23 protein-coding genes and 1 tRNA gene are annotated in these 21,294 nt (G+C 65.2%); 9 read left to right on the top strand and 15 right to left on the bottom strand.

The annotated features are described in order from the left end of the window. Positions 1 to 50: 50 nt before the first annotated feature. Both ACQP1G_RS13965 and ACQP1G_RS13960 read left to right on the top strand, forming a co-directional pair. The gene (locus tag ACQP1G_RS13965; RefSeq protein WP_433203365.1) at positions 51 to 725 is read left to right on the top strand and encodes an amino acid ABC transporter permease; all 675 of its coding nucleotides are present in this window, start codon (positions 51 to 53) and stop codon (positions 723 to 725) included. Continuing rightward, the gene (locus ACQP1G_RS13960) at positions 722 to 1,621 is read left to right on the top strand and encodes an amino acid ABC transporter permease (protein ID WP_433203362.1); all 900 of its coding nucleotides are present in this window, start codon (positions 722 to 724) and stop codon (positions 1,619 to 1,621) included. Before ACQP1G_RS13965 ends, ACQP1G_RS13960 begins: the two co-directional genes overlap by 4 nt. A gap of 317 nt (positions 1,622 to 1,938) precedes the next feature. Here ACQP1G_RS13960 and ACQP1G_RS13955 read toward each other — a convergent pair whose 3' ends face one another. Then, complete coding sequence (locus tag ACQP1G_RS13955; protein WP_433203359.1) at positions 1,939 to 2,931, bottom strand: LysR family transcriptional regulator; 993 nt, start codon at positions 2,929 to 2,931, stop codon at positions 1,939 to 1,941. A 96-nt stretch (positions 2,932 to 3,027) separates the two neighbouring features. Between ACQP1G_RS13955 and ACQP1G_RS13950 the strand changes: the two genes are divergently transcribed. After that, a complete protein-coding gene (locus tag ACQP1G_RS13950; protein ID WP_433203356.1) occupies positions 3,028 to 3,912 on the top strand; it encodes an NAD(P)H-binding protein in 885 nt (294 codons plus the stop codon). A 302-nt stretch (positions 3,913 to 4,214) separates the two neighbouring features. Then, the gene (locus ACQP1G_RS13945; protein ID WP_433203353.1) at positions 4,215 to 4,724 is read left to right on the top strand and encodes a hypothetical protein; all 510 of its coding nucleotides are present in this window, start codon (positions 4,215 to 4,217) and stop codon (positions 4,722 to 4,724) included. 127 nt (positions 4,725 to 4,851) lie between these two features. Here ACQP1G_RS13945 and recX read toward each other — a convergent pair whose 3' ends face one another. The 3 genes from recX to ACQP1G_RS13930 form a co-directional block, all read right to left on the bottom strand. After that, entirely contained in the window at positions 4,852 to 5,403 is a 552-nt protein-coding gene (recX, locus tag ACQP1G_RS13940) for a recombination regulator RecX (protein ID WP_433208477.1), read from the bottom strand. An 841-nt stretch (positions 5,404 to 6,244) separates the two neighbouring features. Beyond that, a complete protein-coding gene (gene recA, locus ACQP1G_RS13935; protein ID WP_433203350.1) occupies positions 6,245 to 7,291 on the bottom strand; it encodes a recombinase RecA in 1,047 nt (348 codons plus the stop codon). Between the two features lie 193 nt (positions 7,292 to 7,484). Next, positions 7,485 to 8,504 carry an Lrp/AsnC family transcriptional regulator gene (locus tag ACQP1G_RS13930; protein ID WP_433203347.1) on the bottom strand — a complete coding sequence of 340 codons (1,020 nt, stop codon included), beginning with the start codon at positions 8,502 to 8,504 and terminating at the stop codon, positions 7,485 to 7,487. 96 nt (positions 8,505 to 8,600) lie between these two features. On the opposite strand from ACQP1G_RS13930, the gene ACQP1G_RS13925 reads away from it, so the two are divergent. Next, positions 8,601 to 10,010, top strand: a complete 1,410-nt coding sequence (locus ACQP1G_RS13925) for an MFS transporter (RefSeq protein ID WP_433203344.1) — start codon at positions 8,601 to 8,603, stop codon at positions 10,008 to 10,010. Positions 10,011 to 10,131: 121 nt separating this feature from the next. Here the strand turns inward: ACQP1G_RS13925 and ACQP1G_RS13920 are convergent, their stop codons facing one another. The 3 genes from ACQP1G_RS13920 to ACQP1G_RS13910 are packed head-to-tail and all read right to left on the bottom strand — an operon-like array spanning position 10,132 to position 11,991. Then, positions 10,132 to 10,584, bottom strand: coding sequence for a nuclear transport factor 2 family protein (locus tag ACQP1G_RS13920; protein ID WP_433208474.1), 453 nt, complete (start codon positions 10,582 to 10,584; stop codon positions 10,132 to 10,134). Positions 10,585 to 10,619: 35 nt separating this feature from the next. Next, positions 10,620 to 11,525, bottom strand: coding sequence for a pyridoxamine 5'-phosphate oxidase family protein (locus tag ACQP1G_RS13915; RefSeq protein ID WP_433203341.1), 906 nt, complete (start codon positions 11,523 to 11,525; stop codon positions 10,620 to 10,622). A gap of 4 nt (positions 11,526 to 11,529) precedes the next feature. Continuing rightward, positions 11,530 to 11,991 (bottom strand): VOC family protein, encoded by a 462-nt coding sequence (locus tag ACQP1G_RS13910; RefSeq protein ID WP_433203338.1) that lies wholly within the window; start codon positions 11,989 to 11,991, stop codon positions 11,530 to 11,532. Between the two features lie 155 nt (positions 11,992 to 12,146). On the opposite strand from ACQP1G_RS13910, the gene ACQP1G_RS13905 reads away from it, so the two are divergent. Beyond that, on the top strand, positions 12,147 to 12,662 hold the full coding sequence (locus ACQP1G_RS13905; protein ID WP_433203335.1) for a CGNR zinc finger domain-containing protein: 516 nt from the start codon (positions 12,147 to 12,149) through the stop codon (positions 12,660 to 12,662). 2 nt (positions 12,663 to 12,664) lie between these two features. Here the strand turns inward: ACQP1G_RS13905 and ACQP1G_RS13900 are convergent, their stop codons facing one another. The 3 genes from ACQP1G_RS13900 to ACQP1G_RS13890 form a co-directional block, all read right to left on the bottom strand. Continuing rightward, positions 12,665 to 13,834 carry a phosphotransferase gene (locus ACQP1G_RS13900; RefSeq protein WP_433203332.1) on the bottom strand — a complete coding sequence of 390 codons (1,170 nt, stop codon included), beginning with the start codon at positions 13,832 to 13,834 and terminating at the stop codon, positions 12,665 to 12,667. A gap of 35 nt (positions 13,835 to 13,869) precedes the next feature. Further along, positions 13,870 to 14,064: a DUF3046 domain-containing protein gene (locus ACQP1G_RS13895; protein ID WP_433208471.1), complete on the bottom strand. Its 195-nt coding sequence runs from the start codon at positions 14,062 to 14,064 to the stop codon at positions 13,870 to 13,872. Positions 14,065 to 14,176: 112 nt separating this feature from the next. Next, a complete protein-coding gene (locus tag ACQP1G_RS13890; protein WP_433203329.1) occupies positions 14,177 to 15,337 on the bottom strand; it encodes a glycosyltransferase in 1,161 nt (386 codons plus the stop codon). 254 nt (positions 15,338 to 15,591) lie between these two features. On the opposite strand from ACQP1G_RS13890, the gene ACQP1G_RS13885 reads away from it, so the two are divergent. After that, positions 15,592 to 16,131, top strand: a complete 540-nt coding sequence (locus ACQP1G_RS13885) for an HD domain-containing protein (RefSeq protein WP_433203326.1) — start codon at positions 15,592 to 15,594, stop codon at positions 16,129 to 16,131. 68 nt (positions 16,132 to 16,199) lie between these two features. Next, positions 16,200 to 16,284 (top strand) — tRNA-Leu (locus ACQP1G_RS13880). Positions 16,285 to 16,674: 390 nt separating this feature from the next. Here the strand turns inward: ACQP1G_RS13880 and ACQP1G_RS13875 are convergent. Both ACQP1G_RS13875 and ACQP1G_RS13870 read right to left on the bottom strand, forming a co-directional pair. Continuing rightward, the gene (locus ACQP1G_RS13875; RefSeq protein ID WP_433203323.1) at positions 16,675 to 17,433 is read right to left on the bottom strand and encodes a hypothetical protein; all 759 of its coding nucleotides are present in this window, start codon (positions 17,431 to 17,433) and stop codon (positions 16,675 to 16,677) included. A 214-nt stretch (positions 17,434 to 17,647) separates the two neighbouring features. Then, the gene (locus tag ACQP1G_RS13870) at positions 17,648 to 17,920 is read right to left on the bottom strand and encodes a DUF2510 domain-containing protein (RefSeq protein WP_433208468.1); all 273 of its coding nucleotides are present in this window, start codon (positions 17,918 to 17,920) and stop codon (positions 17,648 to 17,650) included. A 293-nt stretch (positions 17,921 to 18,213) separates the two neighbouring features. Between ACQP1G_RS13870 and ACQP1G_RS13865 the strand changes: the two genes are divergently transcribed. Further along, positions 18,214 to 18,534 (top strand): hypothetical protein, encoded by a 321-nt coding sequence (locus tag ACQP1G_RS13865; protein WP_433203320.1) that lies wholly within the window; start codon positions 18,214 to 18,216, stop codon positions 18,532 to 18,534. Here ACQP1G_RS13865 and ACQP1G_RS13860 read toward each other — a convergent pair. The 3 genes from ACQP1G_RS13860 to ACQP1G_RS13850 form a co-directional block, all read right to left on the bottom strand. Then, positions 18,520 to 19,655, bottom strand: a protein-coding gene (locus ACQP1G_RS13860) for an IS3 family transposase (protein ID WP_433191779.1) whose coding sequence is annotated in 2 segments (ribosomal slippage) — positions 18,520 to 19,394 and positions 19,394 to 19,655 — 1,137 coding nt in all. Because the reading frame shifts where the segments join, the coding sequence is not laid out codon by codon here. The two genes, ACQP1G_RS13865 and ACQP1G_RS13860, sit on opposite strands and share 15 nt — an antisense overlap. A 566-nt stretch (positions 19,656 to 20,221) precedes the next feature. Beyond that, complete coding sequence (locus ACQP1G_RS13855) at positions 20,222 to 20,350, bottom strand: hypothetical protein (RefSeq protein WP_433203317.1); 129 nt, start codon at positions 20,348 to 20,350, stop codon at positions 20,222 to 20,224. Between the two features lie 13 nt (positions 20,351 to 20,363). Beyond that, positions 20,364 to 21,203, bottom strand: coding sequence for a helix-turn-helix domain-containing protein (locus ACQP1G_RS13850; protein WP_433203314.1), 840 nt, complete (start codon positions 21,201 to 21,203; stop codon positions 20,364 to 20,366). Positions 21,204 to 21,294 lie beyond the last annotated feature (91 nt).

The following is a 21,294-nucleotide window of genomic DNA, read 5'->3' as shown; positions in this document are numbered from 1 at the left end:
GACGATCTCCGGCCGCCGCACATCGATCCGATCGGAGGGACGCGCCTACCGTGTTCGACCTGATCTCGAGGTATGACGTCCTCGGCGCCTTCTGGGTGACCATCAAACTCACCGCGTCCTCCGCGGTTCTGGCCCTGCTCCTGGGCACATTCGTGGCCGCGATGCGCGTCTCTCCCGTGCCGGTCGCGCGTGTTCTCGGCGCCGCCTACGTCACCATCTTCCGCAACACCCCGTTGACGCTGATCATCGTGTTCTGCTCGCTCGGCCTCTACTCCACGATGGGCTGGAAACTCGCACCCGAAGGCCCCAACTCGCTGGCGCAGAACAACTTCCGTTACGCCGTACTCGGCCTCAGCATCTACACGGCGGCATTCGTCTGCGAATCGCTGCGCGCGGGCATCAATACGGTGCCGATGGGCCAGTCGGAGGCGGGCCGTTCACTCGGCTTCACCTTTACGCAGAATCTGCGAATCGTGGTGCTGCCCCAGGCATTCCGATCGGTGATCGCCCCGCTGGGCAGCGTGCTGATCGCGCTCACCAAGAACTCGACGATCGCCTCGGCCATCGGCGTCGCCGAGGCCGCGACCCTGATGGCCAAGATGAACGAGAACGAGGCCGCGCTGATCACCATCGGCTTCATCTTCGCCCTCGGCTTCGTGATCCTGACCCTGCCGACCGGCCTGCTGTTCGGCTGGCTGGCCAAGCGATTCGAGGTGGCCCGATGAGTTCCGGAGCTTCGGTTCTTTTCGACGCGCCGGGACCACGCGCGCGCATCCGAAACCAAATCTATTCCGTCATCGCGATTGTCGCGGTACTGGCGATCGGCTGGATCTTCTACCGCGGGTTCGCCGATAAGGGGCAGTTCACCGCCGAGAAGTGGAAGCCGTTCCTGGAGGCGGACGTCTGGAAGACCTACCTGCTGCCCGGTCTGCGTGGCACTCTCGTCGCCGCGCTGCTGTCGATTGTGTTCGCACTGGTCATCGGCATGGTCTTCGGCATCCTGCGGCTCTCGGAACACCGGCTGGTGCGCTGGGTTGCGGGTGCGATCGTCGAAGTGGCCCGGGCCATCCCGGTGCTGATTCTGATGATCTTCCTGTTCTACGTCTTCTCCGATTACAAGGTATTCAAGGTCGACCAGCTCGCGCTGTGGGCCGTGGTAATCGCGCTGACGGTCTATAACGGCTCGGTCATCGCCGAAATCGTGCGTGCTGGTATCAAATCGCTGCCCAAGGGGCAGACCGAGGCCGCGGTGGCCCTGGGGCTGCGCAAGGGTCAGCTGATGCGATTGATCCTGCTGCCGCAGGCGATTACCGCGATGCTGCCCGCATTGATCTCGCAAATGGTTGTCGCGCTGAAGGATTCGGCGCTCGGCTACCAGATCACCTACCTCGAGATCGTGCGTCAGGGCTCGCAACTCGGTGCCGCCGAACGCAATACGGTGCCCGCGCTGATGGTCGTCGCAGTCGTGATGATTCTGTTGAACAGCACGCTGACCGTCGTGGCCAATAGGCTCGAGCGGCGGCTGCGCTCGCGCAAGCGGAAGAAGGGAGCCACGGTCGTCGCGGCGGACTCGATTCTCACCGACGCCGCTCCCGGCATGGATATCACCCAGAAGCCCTGACTCGGCTGACCGCCCGCGACCTGGTTCGAAGGTACCGATCCCCTGGTCGCCGAGTTCGGGACCTCCCGCTCGGCGGCCAGTGCGGTCACCTGCGCATGATCGGGAGACCACGTCAGACCAACGGACCAGCCCCTGACGTGCACGCGACCTGCAGTGGTGACGACGGGCTCGGCGAGCGCGGAACTCACCTCTGCTGTGGCGGATTCGGAAGGTAGCCAGCCGCCGCAACGGAAGGGCGGCGCGGACCACACGAGGCCTGCCCGGTCGCGATTGCGGCTACGACGGGCGAGTAGCTGGTCCGCAACCGCGCACCACGGTCAGGACGAGGTCACGATGCCTTGGAGCCCTTCGGTGTCGCGAAGGCGGCGGGTGTTGCGGGCGAAAGGTTCTTCTGTCGTGGCGGATTCGGGTGGGTAGGTGGCTGCCGCGACGGATGTGGCGGCGCGAACGAAGGCGGCTACGGCCGGTGAGTGGCAGTTCTGTGGCCAGACAACAGCCAGGGTGGTCGGCTGGAGGTCGGTGACGGTGCGGTAGGCGATGGCGGGGCGGGGGTGGCGCCGGGCTACCGACGCGGGTGGGAACAAGATGACGCTGCCCAGTTCGATCAGGTTGAAGATCTGTGCCAGGTCCAGACTTGTTCGTCGGGCATCGGGTATCGGGCCCTGGGATCCGTTGTGGATTTCACTGTCGTTGGGGATCAGGCCTTCTCGGTCGGCGGGTGTTCCGTCGGGAAGCATTCTGCCCGTGAGGTCGGCCAAGCGCAGAGTTGCGCGGGCGGCCAGCGGATCGGAGGCCGCCAATGCGACCAAGCGGGGCTCGGTCAGCAGGGGTTCGATGTCCAGGTCGCGATCGTCGAACGGGGTGGCCAGGAGTGCGACATCGGCTCGGCCCTGGTGCAGGGCCGGGACCTGTTCGCCCCGTCCGCCCATCATCAGTTCGACCGGAATTGCCGCTTTCTCACGGTGGTATGCCTCGAGGATCTGCGGAAGGAGTCCGGCGTCGAAGTCGGCTTTGAGCGCCAGTCGCAACCCGGGCGCGGGCTGCCCGATATGCCGGGCTCGCTGAGCAGCGGCGGCGACCGCGTCGAGCGCGGTCCGGGCGTCGCGGAGCAAAACCGCCCCGGCCGGGGTGAGCACGACATGCCGGGTGGTGCGCTCGAACAATTGAACACCCAGTTGACGTTCCAGTTCCCGAATCGCCCGGGACAGCGGCGGCTGCGCCATACCGAGTCGCCCGGCGGCACGCCCGAAATGTAGTTCCTCCGCGACGGCCACGAAGTATCGGAGTTGCCGAACCTCCAGATCACTCATATCCCCACGGTATCAACGGGTATCGGATCGGTCCTTCAGGTTCGGTGCCGTGCCGAGTTGACTGGCCGATGCCAAGTCACTCGAACAGAGGTCATCATGATCGTTGTCACCACCCCAACCGGCACCATCGGCCACCAGGTCCTGCAGCGTCTCCTCGATCGCGGCGCACCGGTCCGCGTCATCGCGCGTGATCCCGCACGCCTGCCCGCGCAGACCCGCGAACGCGTTGAAATCGTGCAGGGCTCGCACGGGGATATCGATGTGGTCACCAAGGCGTTCGCCGACGCCAAGGCCGTGTTCTGGCTTCTTCCCCCGAACCATCGCGCCGCGAGTCTCGAGGCCGCCTTTCTCGACTTCACCCGGCCCGCGTGCGAGGCATTCACGAGCCAGGGCGTCGAGCGAGTGGTCGGAGTCTCGGCCGTCGGGCGCGGGTCGGCGGTGGTCGGACACGCCGGGCTGGTCACGGCGTCACTGGCCATGGACGATCTGATCGCGAGCACAGGTGTGAACTACCGAGCGCTGACCATGCCTTCGTTCATGGACAATATGCTCGGTCAGATCGAGGCGATCAAAAGCCAGAGCATGTTCTTCTGGCCGCTCTCCCCCGATCACAAACGCCCGACCTGCGCGACCCGCGATATCGCCGCCGTCGCCGCCGAACTGCTGCTCGATGACTCCTGGACCGGGCAGGACAGCGTTCCCGTCCTGGGCCCCGAGGACCTCTCCGCTAACGACATGGCACAGATCATGTCCGAAGTACTCGGCCGACCGATCCGCTTCCAGCAGATCCCCAACACCGCCTTCGAAGCCAGACTCCTCGAATCCGGTATGTCCGAAGCATTTACGCAGGGCATGCTCGACATGTCGGACGCCAAGAACCACGGCCTGGACAACGCCGAACCCCGCACCCCTCAATCCACCACCCCCACCAGCTTCCGTCAATGGTGCGAGGAAGTCCTCGCACCTGCCATCCAAAACTGAGCTGCCAGAGCAGCGAACTGCTTGCCCATCTCACCGTGGTACGCGGTCTCAGCTCTCATCCGATCATGCGCGCAGCCGCCGCTCACCACATCCCCTGTTTCAACGAGGCTGCTGCAGTTGACGATTACCACGAGTGGCATGTTCGAGGCAGGAGCCGTGGAGCGCTACCATGATCGTTGAACAGCCCACCCCCCGAATGCCTTTGGAGATTTCGTCAAAGCTGTGGACGAGGTCGGGCGGGGAGCGTCCGTTTGATCCGCGGTCGGCTGCTGGCAGTGCTGTGACCGTGGCACTGTGGATATGTGAGCAATCTACCCTTCACTGTCGGCTGCGATCTGCATGTGCATCGGTATACGGTCAGTCATAAGGAGTTGTTGTTGCGCAGCAATGACTTCGGGGCGTTCGAGTCTCGGATCGAGATTTGTTTCGAGGCCGTGGAGCGGATGGAACTGGACCCGCGGTTCACTGGCGGGTTCACTCTCACGCCGGTTTCCCGTCACGGTGATCTCGACGACGAAGCCGCTGTGCCGTTGTTGTTACTGCACCTTGCCGGTGGGTCATTCGGATCGGGTTTCGTCGCGTGCGGCAAGGTCACCGCGAGGCGTTTCCGACGTGAGGGCGATGACGTTGTGTTCGACCGAGTGCTGTTCTGGGAGGGTGCCGTCCACTCGGTGCATGGTGTGGGTGGCCGACCCGCCGAGCCCGCTGAGATAGCATTCGGGCTGCCGGTGCTGCGCAGGTATGCGCGTGAAAAGCGCACTTCGGCGCGGTTCCCGCCACCGCGAAACAGTGAGGGATCACAGAGCGGTTAGCGTTGTCGATCGCGAGAACCCGTGGTTCGAGCGACGGTCGGCCGTCGTCTTCATGGCACTCGCCTTCATGCTGCGCGCGGCCCTGCTCGACGGCTCACCCGCCGAGCACGCGGGGCACGGCGGGCGCTCAGTCGAGGGCCGGGGTGCCGAACTGCGCTTGGGCGAGTTCAGCTTTCACTACAGCGAAGGCTGTGGATTGAGAGTAACCGCGGCGGGCGAGCATGCCGACCAGGCGGCGGATTGTTTTGTCGCGGTCCAGGTTCGGGGGCATGGTGCGTAGTTTGCGGCGGACCAGTTCGGTCGCGCGTTGTTCCTCGTCGTCGGCGGTGATGGCTTCGAGGGCGGGGGCGGCGTCGGATTGGGATACGCCCTTGCGGCGGAGCTCTTGGGCGAGTGCTTGTTTACCCTTGCCGGAGAAGGTGTGGCGGGAGTGGACCCATTGTTCGGCGAAGGCGGCGTCGTCGATCAGACCGACCTCGGTGAAGCGGTCGAGGGCTCGTTCGGTGATATCGGGAGTGAAGCCCTTGGCCGCGAGGCGCTGGGCTAATTCGGCACGGCTGCGGGCGCGGACGGCGAGCAGGCGAAGACACGCCTCCTTCGCCTGCTCGACCGTCCCGCCTTGGGGGGTGCGCTCGGACCGAGACCGTTGATCATCCCCACCTACGTGGGGAGTGTCGATGCCCGCCGGTTCACCCTCCTCAGATCCGGCCGCCACCGGATCCGCCCATCGGCCTTCGGAACTCTGAAGGTCAGCCGACTGGGAGTCGTTGCGCCGGAAATCCTTCCGGCGCCCGCGGCCGCGCCGGGACCCGGTCGAACGCGCCCGCTGCGGATCGGGCGCGCTCGACCGAGTTCCCATGATGTCCGAATCGGCCGAACCACCTTCAGCCAACCGGACCCGTCTATCCCCCTGCTCCCTCGACCGGAAACCCGATGCCTCCGAGTCGATCTCGGACCACCGATCCCGACCCGACTCGGGCTCACCCGACCGGAAACCATCGGCCTCCAGATCTGCCTCGGGCCACCGGACTCGCCCTAACTCGGACTCATCGGATCGAGATCCGCCGCGCGCCGAGTCGACCTCGGACCACCGGCCCCGTCCCAATCCGGACGCACCCGAGCGGAACCCGTCGGCCTCCGAGTCGACCGCAGACCACCGGCCTTGCCCCAACTCGGGCTCATCCGAGCGGAAGGCGTCGGCCCCCGAATCCTCGGACCACCGAACTCGACCCGCGGACTCGCCCGAATGGAGCCCAGCCCCTGAGTCACCCTCGGACCGCCGGGCTCGACCCGCCTCACCCGACCGGAAACCGGCGGCCTCCGAACCGCCTCGAGACCACCGCTCCTGGCCTGGTTCGGGCTCACCCGAGTTGGATCTGGTATCCGCCGGAAGGGCTGGTCGTCCCGAAGCGGAGAGCAGTTCGTTCAGTTGGCGCCGAACCTCATCGACCGGGTCGGGCCGCGCCGCATCGGACGCGGGCCGACCGGGGCGTGGTGCTGGGCGCCGAGCATTCATCGAATCAGAAATCGGCGGGGACCTCGGTGGCCGCTCCGTCCGCGGTTACATCGGCGCCGATCCCGAGCTTTTCTTTGATCTTCTTCTCGATCTCGTCGCGGATGTCGGTGTTCTCCAGCAGGAACTTGCGGGCGTTCTCCTTGCCCTGGCCGAGCTGATCGCCCTCGTAGGTGTACCAGGAGCCGGACTTGCGGACGAAGCCATGCTCGACACCCATGTCGATGAGCGAGCCTTCCTTGGAAATGCCATGGCCGTACAGGATGTCGAATTCGGCCTGCTTGAAGGGCGGCGAGACCTTGTTCTTCACGACCTTCACGCGGGTGCGGTTACCGACCGCGTCGCTGCCGTCCTTGAGCGTCTCGATGCGACGCACGTCCAATCGGACCGAGGCGTAGAACTTCAGCGCCTTACCACCGGTCGTGGTTTCGGGCGAGCCGAACATCACGCCGATCTTCTCGCGCAGCTGGTTGATGAAGATGGCGGTGGTGCCGGAGTTGTTCAGTGCACCGGTCATCTTGCGCAGCGCCTGGCTCATCAGACGAGCCTGCAGACCGACGTGGCTATCACCCATCTCACCCTCGATCTCGGCGCGCGGCACCAGCGCGGCCACCGAGTCGATGACGATGATGTCGATCGCACCGGAACGCACCAGCATGTCGGCGATTTCGAGCGCCTGCTCACCGGTATCGGGCTGGGAGACGAGCAGCGCGTCGGTGTCGACGCCGAGCTTGCGGGCGTAGTCGGGATCGAGCGCGTGCTCAGCGTCGATGAATGCGGCGACACCGCCCGCGGCTTGGGCATTGGCCACCGCGTGCAGGGCGACGGTCGTCTTACCCGAGGACTCCGGACCATAGACCTCGACAATGCGGCCGCGCGGCAAACCGCCGATGCCGAGCGCCACGTCCAGCGCGATGGATCCGGTCGGGATCACCGAGATGGGCTGGCGGGCCTCCTCGCCGAGACGCATGACCGCGCCCTTGCCGAAGCTCTTCTCGACCTGCGCCAGCGCCAGCTCGAGCGCCTTATCGCGGTCGTACGCCTGTGGTGCCATATCCTGATCCCCTTTTCGACAGGTAAGTCTCGTTCTTGGTTGGCGCCCACATTAGAGGGCGGCACCGACAAGTTCTGGCGACCAGCCTAGCCGAACAGGTGTTCGAGTCAAGCGACGCGCCCGACAACACGCGAGCCGACTTCGGCGAACCGGGCAACCGCCGCGCTACGGCCGATTCCGCCCCACCGCCCGCTCACCGCGCCAGCGATATCCGATCGCTTTCCAGCAGCGTCTGCGCCTGTTTGAAGACCCGCAGGGCTGGCGTCACCTCGACATCGGTGATCCCATCGAGCGCACCGAGTCGCTGCGTGACATAGCGGTAGAGGTGGGCGGTATCGCGGCACATGATCGATGCCATCAGATTGACCGGTCCCGTGGTCGCGGCGACGAAGACGGTCTCCGGATGTGTCGCTATCGCGGCGCCCACCGCCGCGAGATCGGCCGGGCGGGTGCGCAGCCACAGCGCCGCGCGCACGGCATACCCCATTCGCTCGATCGCGAAATCGAGATCGAAGTAGAGCACCCGGGATTCGACCAGTTCGGCCATGCGGCGCGCCACTCTTGTTGGTGTCCAACCGATTTCGGCGGCGATCTGAGCATAGGGCGCGCGGCCGTCGCGACCGAGGATCGCCAGCATCGCCTCATCTTCGGCCGAAAGCCGCATCGGCGCTTCCGGTCCCATATCAGCCGGTTTCGACCGCGACCCGAGTTCGCGCAACTGCGCCGCGGTGAACAGATGGCTGAAATGCGGCCACTCCTCGTCGAGCGGAAACCGGTGGATCACCTCGTGCGCCGTCAGGCCGATCACCTGGCTGGCCTGCGGCAACGTCTGCAGCAGCAGCTTGTCGCGCCGCTCGGCCGAGCGAGGTCTGCTCACGCAGGTCACCTCGGATCCGGTGGACAGCAAGGTGACCCAGCTCAGATCCGGAAACCGGGCCAGCGATTCGGCCAGCCGCACCGCCTTGTCCGGCGTCGTCCGCAGCCGGATCGCCCAGCGCGCATGCCCGAGCGGCACCGCGTTCACCTGCCCCGACACATGCAAGATGCCGCGCTGACGCAGCGATCGGTAGCGGCGCGCCACCGTCTGCTCGGAAACCCCGAGGATGGCGCCCAGCTTGGCAAACGCGATACGGGCATCGCTGACGAGCGCGTGCACGATCTGCTTGTCGAGCACATCCAGAACAGAGGATTCCGACTCTTCCACGGACTGCATAGGAGGAATATATCGCGAACTGGCTCATGGCTATGTAGATACCGCCGCAAGGCGCACGCTGGGCGTCGAAATCGTTCATTTGCCACGGAGGCTCCAGTGAAGAAATGGCTCCCCCTATTCGCCGCGTGCCTCGGCACGCTGATGCTGCTCATCGACGTCACCATCGTCAATGTCGCGCTGCCCGATATCGCCGCCGATCTCGGCACCGGACTCTCCGGCCTGCAGTGGGTGGTGGACGGATACGCACTGGCACTGGCCGCGCTGCTGCTCGTACTCGGTTCGCTGGCCGACCGGGTGGGCGCGAAGCGCGCCTACCTGGCCGGGCTGGTCGTCTTCGCGCTCGCATCCCTGGCCTGCGGAATCGCCGACACCTCGACGATTCTCATTGCCGCGCGGGCATTTCAGGGCGTCGGCGGCGCCGCGATGTTCGCGACCACCCTGTCGCTGCTGAACTCCACCTATACCGGTCGTGACCGCGGTGTCGCCTTCGGCGTCTGGGGTGCGGTCGCGGGTGCGGCGGCCGGAATCGGTGTGGTGCTGGGCGGCGTACTCACCGAGGCGCTGTCGTGGCGGTGGATCTTCTTCGTCAATCTGCCGATCGCGGTATCGACGATCGTATTGACCGCCATCGTGTTCCAGCCGTCGCCGCGGCAGGCGGATCGGGCCGTGGACGTGCCGGGAATGCTCGCGTTCGCGACCGCCGCGACGGCGGTCACCTACGGTGTCATCCGGGGCGGTGAACACGGCTGGTCCGATGGCGCGACGCTGCTCACCCTGACGCTCGGGGTGGTCGCGTTGCTGGCCTTCGCATTCGTCGAATACCGCAGTGCGGCACCGATGTTCCCGCTGGCACTGCTCGGCAACCGCAACTTCGGTGCCACCCTGATCTCTGCTTCCGGACAGACATTCGCGGCCTTTGCCGCCACTCCCCTGGTATCGCTGTGGCTGCAGCAGCAGTTGCATATGTCGCCGCTGCACGCGGGACTGGCGATGCTGCCGATGGCGGCGACCGCGTTCGTGGTAGCCGGTGCGTTCGGCAAGCTGCTGCACGATGTTTCGCCGAAGTGGACGATCGGGGCCGGCCTGGTACTTGTCGGCATCGGAACCGGGCTGCTCACCATCATTGATGCCGGATCATCTTGGGCCGCACTGGTTCCCGGGTTCGCAGTAATCGGCGCCGGTATCGGTATCAACTCGCCCGCGCTGGTTGCGGTGGGAATGGCGGCGGTGCCGCCGCGGCAAGGTGGGATCGCCGCCGGCGCGGTGAATACCGCACGGCAGCTCGGACTCGCGCTCGGAGTGGCGGTGCTGGGCACGGTGTTCCGCCAGGTCGCCGATGCGGATCGGCCGATGACGTTGTCGCGGTTCGTAGACGGGCTGAATGCCGCGTTCGCGGTGGCGGCCGGGGTGGGGATCGTGTTCGGGGTGATTGCATTCGGACTGTTCCACCGTCAGCATGTGGTGGTCGCGGATGGTCCGGCGGAGCGGGAAGTTGTTGCCGCGTAGGCGAAATCCGCATCGAATACCGTGGGCCGGAATCCTCGCATGGCGGGGATTCCGGCACCACCCGCGAGCGGACCGGCCCGAGCGACGCTTGCCGCCGGGTCCTCGAACCAGCAGTCCCGCACTACTTCTGCGGCAGCACGGTTTCGTCCCCTTCCGGGCGCGGGCCGAAGATGCGGCGTTCGGATTCCTCGATGCGAACATCGTTGATGCTGGCCTCACGCCGCGACATCAGACCTTCCGGGGTGAACTCCCACAGCTCGTTGCCGTAGCTGCGCCACCACTGGCCGGATTCGTCGTGCCATTCGTATTGGAAGCGGACCGCGATACGGTTGCCTTCGAATGCCCAGAGGTCCTTGCGCAGTACGTAACCGTTCTCGATGGACCACTTTCGGGTGAGGAATTCGACAATGGCGTCGCGGCCGGTGAAGAATTCGTCGCGGTTGCGCCATACCGAATCCTCGGTGTACGCGGCGGCGACCCGCTCGGGATCCCGGGTATTCCAGGCATTTTCGGCGGCGAGCACCTTCGCCTTGGCGGATTCCAGGTCGAACGGTGGCAATGGGGGTCGCATCAGAAGCTCCTTACTGTGGTAACGGATTCGGCCATGGGTCAGGGATTGACCGGGGAGAGTTCGGCAGGGCCCCAGCGCAGGGGGCCCGAACCGTGGACTTCCACCACGTCGGTAATGGTGAAGTCGATCGAGCACTGGGCTCCGGCGCTGAAGGTCTCAATGGCCCAGACCAATTCGGCGGTTCCGGTGAGCTGGATGGTTCCGCCGGTGCTCCAGTCCGGGATCAGGATGCCGCAGCGCGGGTTCACCGCGATGTTCCCGAGTGTCATGAACATCGAGTTGCCCTGGTAGTCGGGCCACCTCAGCCGCGTGGCGGAGAGCACCTGTAGGAAGCCGGGATTACCGCCGCGATGGGAAGCATCGGCATTACCTTCGGCATCCGCGGTGGCGACGAAGAACGTGTCGGCCGCGGCGATCAACTCCCGCTGGTGGGCGGCGAGTTGCATACCGTGTTGCGGCGCCGGGATATCGACATCGGGTCGGTAGGACGCGATTCTCCTGCGTGAGATGTACTTCGGGCAGTTCGAATACACCTGGTCGACAGCGATCCGCAGCCCGTCGCGCGCCCCGACAGCCCACCGCGTCGGCATCGCGGAACCATTGACTCGCATCCGCCTGCGCCGCTGCGGCTGCAGCGCGATCATGCCGATGCGCGCGGGGCTGGTCAGTGCCTCGTGCAGCGGATCCCCGGCGGCCGGAAATGCCTCGACCGCGATCGTCTCGGCATCGACAGCGTGCACGAATCCCTGCGGCCCGACCAACTCACTGGCCCACACGCGCCCGGCATCGTCCGCGGCCGCGATCACGACCATGGGCTGTTCGGCCAGGAAGGACGCCGCGACATCCGGAATATCGCCGCGAATCGTCCGGCCGACGCGGTCCGCGATGTGCTGCTGGCCCATTCGCTGCTGTACGGCGACCTCGCCCGGATGGAAGTGGGTCATTGGATCAGAAGAATCCACACGTCGGGGCGGCACCGCTCGGCGCGGGAGCAGATTCGGCACCGGTGGGTGCGTACACCTCGAGGCGGATGCCGTCGGGGTCGGCGAAGAAGATGCCACCGGAGGCGACGCCCTCACCGTGCGCGACGACACCGTCGTGCGCGAAGTCCACCGAGAGTTCGCGCAACAGCGCCTCGATCGCGCGCACCTGTTCGACGGTGTCGACCTGGAACGAAAGGTGGTGCAGGCCGGGAGTTTCGGTGGAGAACCTGCCGTCGGACTGCTGCCAGAGCGTCACCATGAGCTTGCCGTTCGCGCCGAGGAAGGCCCAGCGTTTCCCGTCGTCGGTGCTGGCCGCGAACTGCTCGAAACCGAATGCGCGCCGATAGAAGTCCACCGAGCGGTCCAGGTCGGAGACGTTCAGGCCGATATGTCCGGTGACCAACTGGGGCGCGATCGCTGTCGTCATCGTGAATCCTCCTCGAAATGAATAACCTTCATAGATTGTTTCACTAGTTAGAACATAACGAGCTGCGGCACCAGCGTCAACCTCTAAAATGAAGTTGACTAGTTAGAATGGCGGTGGTTGATCTGGAGACGACAGAGCGATCGTTACCCTCAGGTATGCCCGATCCACGCCCCCACCTCGGCGAACCGCTGGCTCTCGACCTGCTGAACACCCGGTGGATCGAGGACGGACCGCAGGATCTGCTCACCGATGTCACGGGTCTCGGAATCTGGCTGACCTCGGCCGGACTGGCCGACCGGGCGAATGCGGACGAACCGACCCTGCAGGCAGCGCTCGCCGCGCGCACCGCCATCCACGACGTGGTGAAGCACACCGCGCACACCGCGCTCAACGAGGTACTCGACCACGGCCGGATCCGGCGCACCCTGACCGATACCGGACCCGCCGATATCGCCGACGTCCCCGAAACCACCTGGCTCCCCGGCTGGCTCGCCGCCGCCGACCTGTTGCGGCTACTCGCCGAGGCGCCGGACCGGATCCGTCAGTGCGCTCATCCAGATTGTGTGCTGTTCTTCTATGACACCTCGAAAAACGGCACCCGCCGTTGGCATTCGATGGCAACCTGCGGCAACCGCACCAAGGCCGCGCGCCACTACGCGAAAAAGACCTGAACTCAGCAGAGTTCGTCCAGCAGCCGGTAATAGTCCAGCCGACGCCGGTCCGGTTCGGTGAGACCGTACGCGGCGTAGAACGCGCGCAGTTCGTCGGCATCGAAGTCGTCGGGCAGATCGCGCGCGACCAAGGCCAGATCGCGGTACCGATCCGCCACGCCGAGACCCCCGACGTCGATCAGCAGGCCGCCGTCCAGGACATTGGCCGGGGTGAAGTCACCATGCGCAACAACGAGATCCTCGTCCGAAGGGCATTCGGCGAGCAGCCGTTGGAATATCTGTTCGGCCGTCAGCCCTCGATGGTCGTCGTCGAAATCCTCGACGTCGACCAGCCCCTCGAGCACGTTGCGCCGTGCCCGGGCGAGCATGACCTCCAGCCCGCCGTCGAACGGACACTCCGCGACCGGGATGTCGTGCAGGCGACGCAGCAAGGCGCCCATGACCGCACCCACCGACACCGCCGGATCGTCGAGCGCGGCCAGGCTCGGCACGCCCGCTTCCGTCAGCACCAGGACATCGTCTTCGAACACGGCGATATCCGGTAGCCGAATCCCCCTGCCCTGCAGCCAGTTCAAGCGCTCGTATTCGGCGGCGGCCTTGGGCCCCCGCTTCACCCAGTACGTGCCGTTGACGTGCGCGACACCGCCGCTCATCCCTTCGTGATCATCGGACCACGTGGGATTCTCGCCCAGCAGCGCGGCCACCTTCGGCGGCAAGGTCGTCGGCAGCTCGTCGAGGGTGTCCAAGGTGATGCGCGTGGATTCGATCAGTTCCGCGTCCCCCTCGGCGACTCGCAATTTCAGCGCCTCGGTCAGCAGCGCCCTGGCCTCGGGCAGTCGACCCTGTTCGGCGAGCGCCTTGCCCAGGTGCTGCAACGCGAAGGAAAGCGCCTCCGGCGCACAGTCACGGGCATGATCGACAGTCCGGCGATACAGCGTCTCGGCGGTGACCACATCGCCGCGATACCGGTGGACATCGCCGAGGTTGATCCATACCGAAATCCGGCGGCGATCACTGTCCGCGAGTTCGAGGGCACGATCGAGGTGATCGAGGGCTTCGTCGTAGCGGCCGAGCAGTAGCAGGTCGATACCGGTCCCGCGAAATTCGGCAAAGGCGACCGGCTGAGCGGCCGCGACCCGGGCAGCCAGCTGTTCATGATCGGTAGCGATCATGCGAAGCCGCCCGTCGAAGCGGTATCCACCATGTGTCACCAGCGGGATCTCGGCACGTCGAAATCGGCGCAGAGCGCGCGCCACACATCCCGTGGATCGACACCCGCCGCGATGGCGGCGGCACCCGTCCGCCCGCCCAACTCCGGGACGGTGTGATCGTTGAGCAGGGTATCGCCACGGGCCACACCGAACTCGGTGTGCAACAGCTCCTGGAACTCGGTCAACCGCACCATAATCAAGATACTCGCGTTACCGCGCTCGCTTCCACGTACCGGCACGCGGTGAACAGCCATTCTCGAATCCGAATTCGCAGGGCGTTAGCGCTCGGGTCGCTCCTGGTATCTATCGAGCTCGAACGCTGAGAACGTCATGGCAGATACCGATGGCATCGGCGACTTCCGCGATGCCGGCGGCCGCCGCTCGGGCGGCGGCTGTGTAGGAGCGGTCGTCGAGGAGGTCTCGGACCGCCGCGCGAACGGCGTCGACAGTCAGCGGCCGGACCAGGATCGAACTGCCTTGGCGAGCTGCCCGATTGGCCAGTTCCCATTGGTCCCCGCCACCGGGGACGGTGACGATCGGTACACCCGCGAGCAGGGATTTCGCCAGCAGGCCGTGCCCACCGCCGCCAACGACGACCGAGGCGTGGGTGAGCAGTTCGTCTTGGCGGCCGAGTCCGGCGCTGGCCCAGGGCGGGAGGTCGGTGGGCGGAGTGTCGAGCATGGAAATGGCCACCCGTATGCCTGCCCCGTCCAGGGCGGCCAGCACGGTGTCGACCATGCCCACGATGCCGGTGTGCGCTGTCGACGGCGCGACCATGACCAGCGGCTCGTCACCGGGCGGTAGCTCGAGAGTTTCCCGGGTCGGCTCCCACAGCAACGGGCCGATGACGTGAGTGTGCTCGGGCCAGTCGGGCCGCGGCACTTCGAGGGCGGGCAGGGTGGCGATCAAGCGGGCCGCCGGACCCGGATCGGTGGCGGGCAGGCCGACGCTTTCGCGCGCCTGCTCACGCTGACGCAGGCCGTTGCGGATGGCGCGCGCGGTCATGGTGCGCAGCATGCCGTCACGTAGTCGCCCGCGCACCCCCTCCCCCGGCGCGAGACCACTACCTATGGGCGGCAACGCTTTCGACGGAAGATACAAAGGATGCGGCGACAGCTCGACCCACGGCACCCCGAGCCGCTCGGCGGCCAACCCACCGCCCGCGGTCAGCACGTCCGACACCACGAGTTCCGGCAGCATCGCGCTCAGATCGGGCAGGATCTCGGTCGAAATATGCGCCGCGCGCTCATGAATGCGCTGACCGGCGTCCGCGTCATCGTCGACGGCGCGCGGGGCCAGACCTTTGAGTCGACGCACCGCAATGCCCGCCCCCTTGGCGGCGTCGAACCAGCGCGGTCCGGTGAACAGCACCGGTTCGTCACCGGCCGCGACGAACCGCTCGCATAGTGCCAGGGCCGGAAACGCATGGCCGGGATCCGGCCCGGCAACAACGGCAACACGCATGCGGCCAGCCTGCCACATCGGTATCGGAATTCGGTGGGTAGAGATCGGGTCGGGCGAGCATCGACCCCAGCCGCCGCACCTCGGCGCCGAACAGTGCCGTGTCCGGGCCCGCACGCGCCGCCAGCATTCACCGAAACGCCACTCACCCGCAACCCTACCGGCGGCGATCAACGGCAAGCTGGTCCGGACCATTTCGCTCACTAGGTCGGACGCGATCGGCAGTGAGCCCGTCGTATCGAGAGATCGGGGCCGAAATGTCCGTATCCACCGTGGACGAATTGATCAACCTGCTGACCGACTGTGCCGACGTCTGGGATATGCCGGACCGCAGCGGCGACCCCGTCGACATCCTCGATCACGACCTGCAATGCGCCCAACTGCTGCGCCTATCCCATCCCGATGACGAAGAACTACAACTGGCCGGACTGCTGCACGACATCGGCCACAAACTCGTCCCGGGCGATGACGCGCACCACGGCAAACACGGCGCGGACGCGATTCGTCCGCTACTCGGCGACCGCGTCGCCCGACTGATAGAGCTGCACGTCGTCGCCAAACGCTATCTCGCCGCGACCGACACCGCGCACACGCTCTCCCCCGCCAGCCAGCGCACCCTGATCACCCAGGGCGGCCCCATGACCGCATCCGAAATCGCCGAATTCCGAGCCGATCCCGACTTCACCGCCGCCATCGCCCTACGCCGCGCCGACGATGCGGGCAAGCTCGTCGGCCGCCACGTCGCCCCGGTCGAATCGTGGCGCCCGGTCATCGAACGAGTAGCCGCCGCACACTGAACCCACCCGGCATCACAACCGATTTCAACACTGGCCCACCCATCCGTTACCCTTGCTCAGCAACACCGGTCCGGGTGGCGGAATGGCAGACGCGCTAGCTTGAGGTGCTAGTGCCCTTTATCGGGCGTGGGGGTTCAAGTCCCCCTCCGGACACAGACACTACGTCACGTCATCCGTTCTACCTGCGGTTATGCAGAAAGGATGGGCTGACAGCTTCGAGCCGAATCAGTGCATAACCGCAGGTGGGGAACTCTGTGGGGGTTCAATTCGGGTTCAGCTGAGAGAATCCTAAGAAACCGGCACGTCGGCCCGGTGACTCATGGACAGTAATATCACGGAAGTCTTTCCGGCTCTGTGGAAGTCGGTTGCGGCCTTCACAATCTGGGATACGGCGGCCCCGCTCGCCACGCCGATCAGAAGGGGCTTTATGCGGAACGCTCGCCCGGTCGACTCCTCGGTCGGGACCGCCCCTGGTCCACGCTCACCCGCCTGTCGCATGACAGCGCGAGATCAACGGAACTCAGAGTCGTCGTCCCGCACCGATCAGGTCAGCGCGTCCGTCGAGGCATCTGCAATCATATCGACGGACGCACTGCGTGGTATCTGCTCGAACGCCTCAACCGCCGCCTCGAGGAACTCGGTGTATCGGCGTGCCCAATCCCGAGCGCCGACGTTGTACGAGTGTGCTGCGGCAACGCTCGCGCCGTCCATGGCGGCTCTGTTCCGAAGCCGAAGGAGTTCGGTCCACGTACTCTCGAGTGAGTAGGGAGTGCCTGGCCACAACTCTCCCCCACCGATGCTTCCCACTATCCGTTTCAGGTCGTGCGCGATGCGAATCATGGTCTCCGCAGGCTCGGACTCGATCGTCCGCAGGACCGAGGAACCGCTATACGAGAAGTCTTTCAACGCACTCAGACTCGCTTGGAATTCCAGGAACTCAGCCGCCGGAATCCTGCCTACCGCTGCCACCTGGGGCGCAACCTGGATGATGCGCGAGCGTTGTGGGCCGGCTGTTTGGGCGTCAGGGGGCTCCGAATTGGGGATGCCGGAGGTCTGCGAGTCGAGTTCAAGGGACTCCACCAGGGGTGGTGGTGTGTCCGCAGGAACTGCGGAGACGTCGCGGGCGAAGTCCTGGGCTTGGCGCTCCATCTCGGCCTCGGCGCCAAAGGCTGCGACCCTCAGTCTCTGCACCTGCGCAAGCATGGCGCGTGCTGGGGTGCGGAAAAGTGTAATCGCGAGCACCACGACCACCGGCCACTTCAGTGCGTTGATGTACTGCAGAACCATCTCTGGCGCGCTCACCAGGCGATCGTAGGGGGCCCCGACCCAGAAAGATACATACGAGATCCGGCAGGGCTGCAACGAGCCTGGCCCGGCGGTGATGCCCCAGCCGCGCGGTCGGCGACCGAGAGAGACTGCGTCGCAAAACGTCCGATGCTGCCGCATAAGGCGCTGCCCGGCCTGGCGAAATGTCCTGCGGGTCAGGACATCCGCACATGCCGATTGCTGGGTGCTTCTACACCCGCGACGCCCTCTTGCCTCCAATGACAGCTCCGTGCAGGAGGAAGCGTTTGAGTTCTTCTGGCTGTGCGTCCGCCAGCTCCTGCGACCGCCGTTTCGCGTGTGCGCGAGCACCAAACAGCGGCACCTTCGCGGCCGGTCCACCGGCCTGAGGCCGGTCGACGGAACCCTTGGCAGGTACAGGCTTTCGGTCAGCGGTCCAATCGGTCCCATTCCAGTACCTCAGGAAACCCACGTCCGAAGGGTCGGGATACCAATCCGGCGGCACGGTACTCACGATCGATCCCCCTTGTCGCAGTGGCTCTTTCGAGGATGCCAGCACGAATCCGCGCGTGGAGGCCGAATGCCGTACTAGCGCCTACAGATCGGACCTTCAACCCTGTCCACGCCAGAATGCACCGAGGATAGGACGGAAGAACCCGCAGCGACACTATGGGGAGAATGAATATGGGGCAAGCGTTGTCGGCAGCGCTCATAGCGGCGGTGGCCGGAACCTTAGGCCTTGTCATCGGGCGCTTTTGGGATGCGCGATCCGAGGCCACGCGTTGGCGGCGAGACCAGATGACGGCCAGCTATCAGCGCTTCGCCGATGTGTTCCGCAAGACCCAGGAGGGGATTCGGACTGTCGCCCTCGCCGACCCAGCCAGCGAGCTGTTCCCCGAGTTGGTCGAGCGTGTACGAAATGACAGCAGTTGGGATGACGCTTACACCGCGGTATGGCTGCACGGGTCGCCGGCCGTTGTCCAGGCGGCCACCGCTCTCGACCTGGCGATCACAGAGCTCTTCTATGACGCCCAGGATCGAAAGCACCGCGTCGAGGATTGGTATCGAATCCGGGTGACTGGGCCCCGATGGCAGGTCCACCGGCTATGCGAGTTGTAGTTGCTGCTCGAACTCGGTCGGTACCCATTGCTCACGGAATGCTTGCGGGGTAAGGAAACCCAGCGATCCGTGTGGCCGGTAACTGTTGTACTCGATGCGCCAATCCTCGGCAAGGACCCGCACCTCGGTCAGGGAATGAAACACCTCGCAGGACAGGAACTCGTCGCGGAAACGCCCATTGAACGACTCACAGACACCGTTCTGCCACGGCGATCCCGGATCGATGAACGAGGCATCGACCCCGGTGAACCGGCACCAATCCCGCATCGCGTGCGCGGTCATCTCGGTGCCATTGTCCATGCGAATGTGCATCGGCTTCCGCCCGGTGGCCACGATGATCTCGTGGAGCACACCGACCAGCTGATCGGCGGTGCACGACCGGAATGCTCTGGTGGCCAAGGCTTCCCGCGTGAACTCGTCGACAATGTTAAGGAACCGGACTTGTCGACCGTCGACAGTGACATCGACCTGGAAATCCAGGGCCCACATCTGATCCGGGAACGACGCCTTCAGACGCTGATTCCGACCCGGCCCGATGCGGCGTTTCTTACGCACTCGACTCGGTCGCTTCAATCCCTCCTCACGCCAGAGTCGTTGGGTGCGTTTGTGGTTGGTTACCAGACCCTCGCCACGGCACAACGCGTGCGCCTTCCGCCAGCCCCACCGCGGATGACGCCGGGAGATCACGCGCAGCCGCTCCCTCAGCGTCCGTTCGACCTCGGCGACCGCGCGCGGCCGACGTTGCACCGACCGCGACTGCCCCACCACTCGGCAGGCGCGGCGTTGCGACACCCGAAACCGCTGCTGCAGAACCACCACGGCCCTGCGACGGCGGTCCGGGCTCAATAGTTTCCCCGGTTCACTTCCTTGAGCATGTCGATATCGAGGGCCTGCTCGGCGACCATCTTCTTCAACCGCGCGTTCTCGCGCTCCAGCTCTTTGAGCCGTTTCGCGTCGTCGGATTTCATGCCGCCGTACTGGGCTTGCCAGCGATGCCAGGAAGCCTCGGAAATCTCGAGGTGCTTGCACACCTCCTCGATCGAGAATTTCTCCCCGATCAGCTTCTCGCCCTCGCGCAGCTTGCGGATGATCTGCTCGGGGGTGTGTCGTCGTCGCGCCATGTCGTGATCTCGTCCTCCTGCACCCATTCTGGTGCATCAGAACTCTCACAACCGCTGGACCTGCTCAAAGGGCTCCAGTCACGGGTACCCGCGCGCCAAGCATTCGAGAGCTTCATCTTGACCGTGCGCAGCGAGCTCCGCCTTCAACCCCTTGAGATAACCTTCTTTCCAGAGGTTCCGCGCCAGGTTCCCGCACCGGATCCTGACTAGTCCTGTGCCGCAGCCGATCTCGCCCCCAGCCGCGACGCAATGACTGGTTCGGCCCGCGTACCTGCACCGTCTCGCCGGTGTTGAAATCAATCGTCGAAAGCGCCCGACGGATGGCGCGGCCCTCGACTCAGAACCAGGGTGACACCGGATCGGCCGATCGCTTTCGGCGATTCAATCGCGCCGAGTACATTCTCCGGATTATCAGCTCCGAGAACACGATCGGAGTGTTCTGAAAGTCGGAGTCGACACGATCAGCTCGCGTCGATTACCTCAGGCCGCAGCGTACTGGGCCGGGGTCAGGTAGCCCAGCGCCGAATGCCGGTGCCGCCGGTTGTGACCGACCTTGAAATCGCCGATCACCAACCCGCGGCCAGCAAACTCGGACGCGGGGTCGTCAGGATGGCACCCTGCTCGGCCAGCGCCTCCGCCACCTGCCGCACATCCGTTTCGGGCAGCCGCCGCGCGAGTAGGGCGAACAATGGCACATAGGAAGGCGTCTCACGTCAGTGGCCGAAGCGTACCTCTGGATCGGGTGATCGGCAGATCGTGTTGCATATGCCAGTTCTCCATAACCATCGTGTAATCGTTGCCACGAATACGGAGTTGCGCTTGCGATGCAATGGGGCGCTCGTACGAGACCGCCCTCGCCTCCCACAGGCGTCGGAACTCGGGGAATTGCCAGAGTCGTCGATGAGACTCCCGCGCCCACGCTGTCCGGCCGTAACGCCCCATCAGTCCACGGTGCCATGCGACGCCTTGGAGTACCTGGTCGCCCCAGTTGATCATGATCTCCTGGGCGTCGTCCGTGAACGACCACTCGAGCATGTACATGCCGGATCGGTGTGTCGGGAAGGCGTCGAAGTAGGCCCGGTTCGCCGTGATCAAGCGCCGCGGTGGTGCGTAGAAGGAGACGAGATCGGTGACGGCCTCGCTCATTTCTGTGAGCATGATCGGGGTCACCGCTCTTTGGAACACCTCGAGCGGCGGCAGGTCCACGGTATCCCCCATGCCTGCAAGGGCAGGGTAGGGTGCGGCGTAGCCTGCCAGATCGCAGAGGTAGCGCCACTCGTCTTCACTGGCGCAATAGGTGCTCGCCAACAGTCGCAGAATCCCGACATCGACCTGCCCGACCTCATCCCGCTCGACCTTGGTCAGGTAGCTCGCGGTGATGTGCGCTTCGCCGGCGGCCCTTTCCCTGCTGAACTTCCTGTTCGAAGGAAGTGCCCCGATCTCGTGTCGCCGGTACTCCTCACGCTTGCGGAGGAAGGCAAGATGCTGCCCCAGCGTCGTGCTATCGAGGTCGCTCATCGTGCTCGGAATATCTCTCTCGTACTGCATGCAATCGGACTGTACGTACCGGCATTGTATGTAGCGGTGCGGATGGTTTCGGCGGGCCGGTGGCTTTGTCGTGGCTGGTAGCTTTCAGTCC

The organism is Nocardia sp. CA-107356, from assembly GCF_050946365.1.
In the GTDB taxonomy this organism is placed as follows: domain Bacteria; phylum Actinomycetota; class Actinomycetes; order Mycobacteriales; family Mycobacteriaceae; genus Nocardia.
The sequence above is the reverse complement of the archived record's forward strand: the minus strand, read 5'-3'. Positions and strand labels throughout refer to the sequence as shown.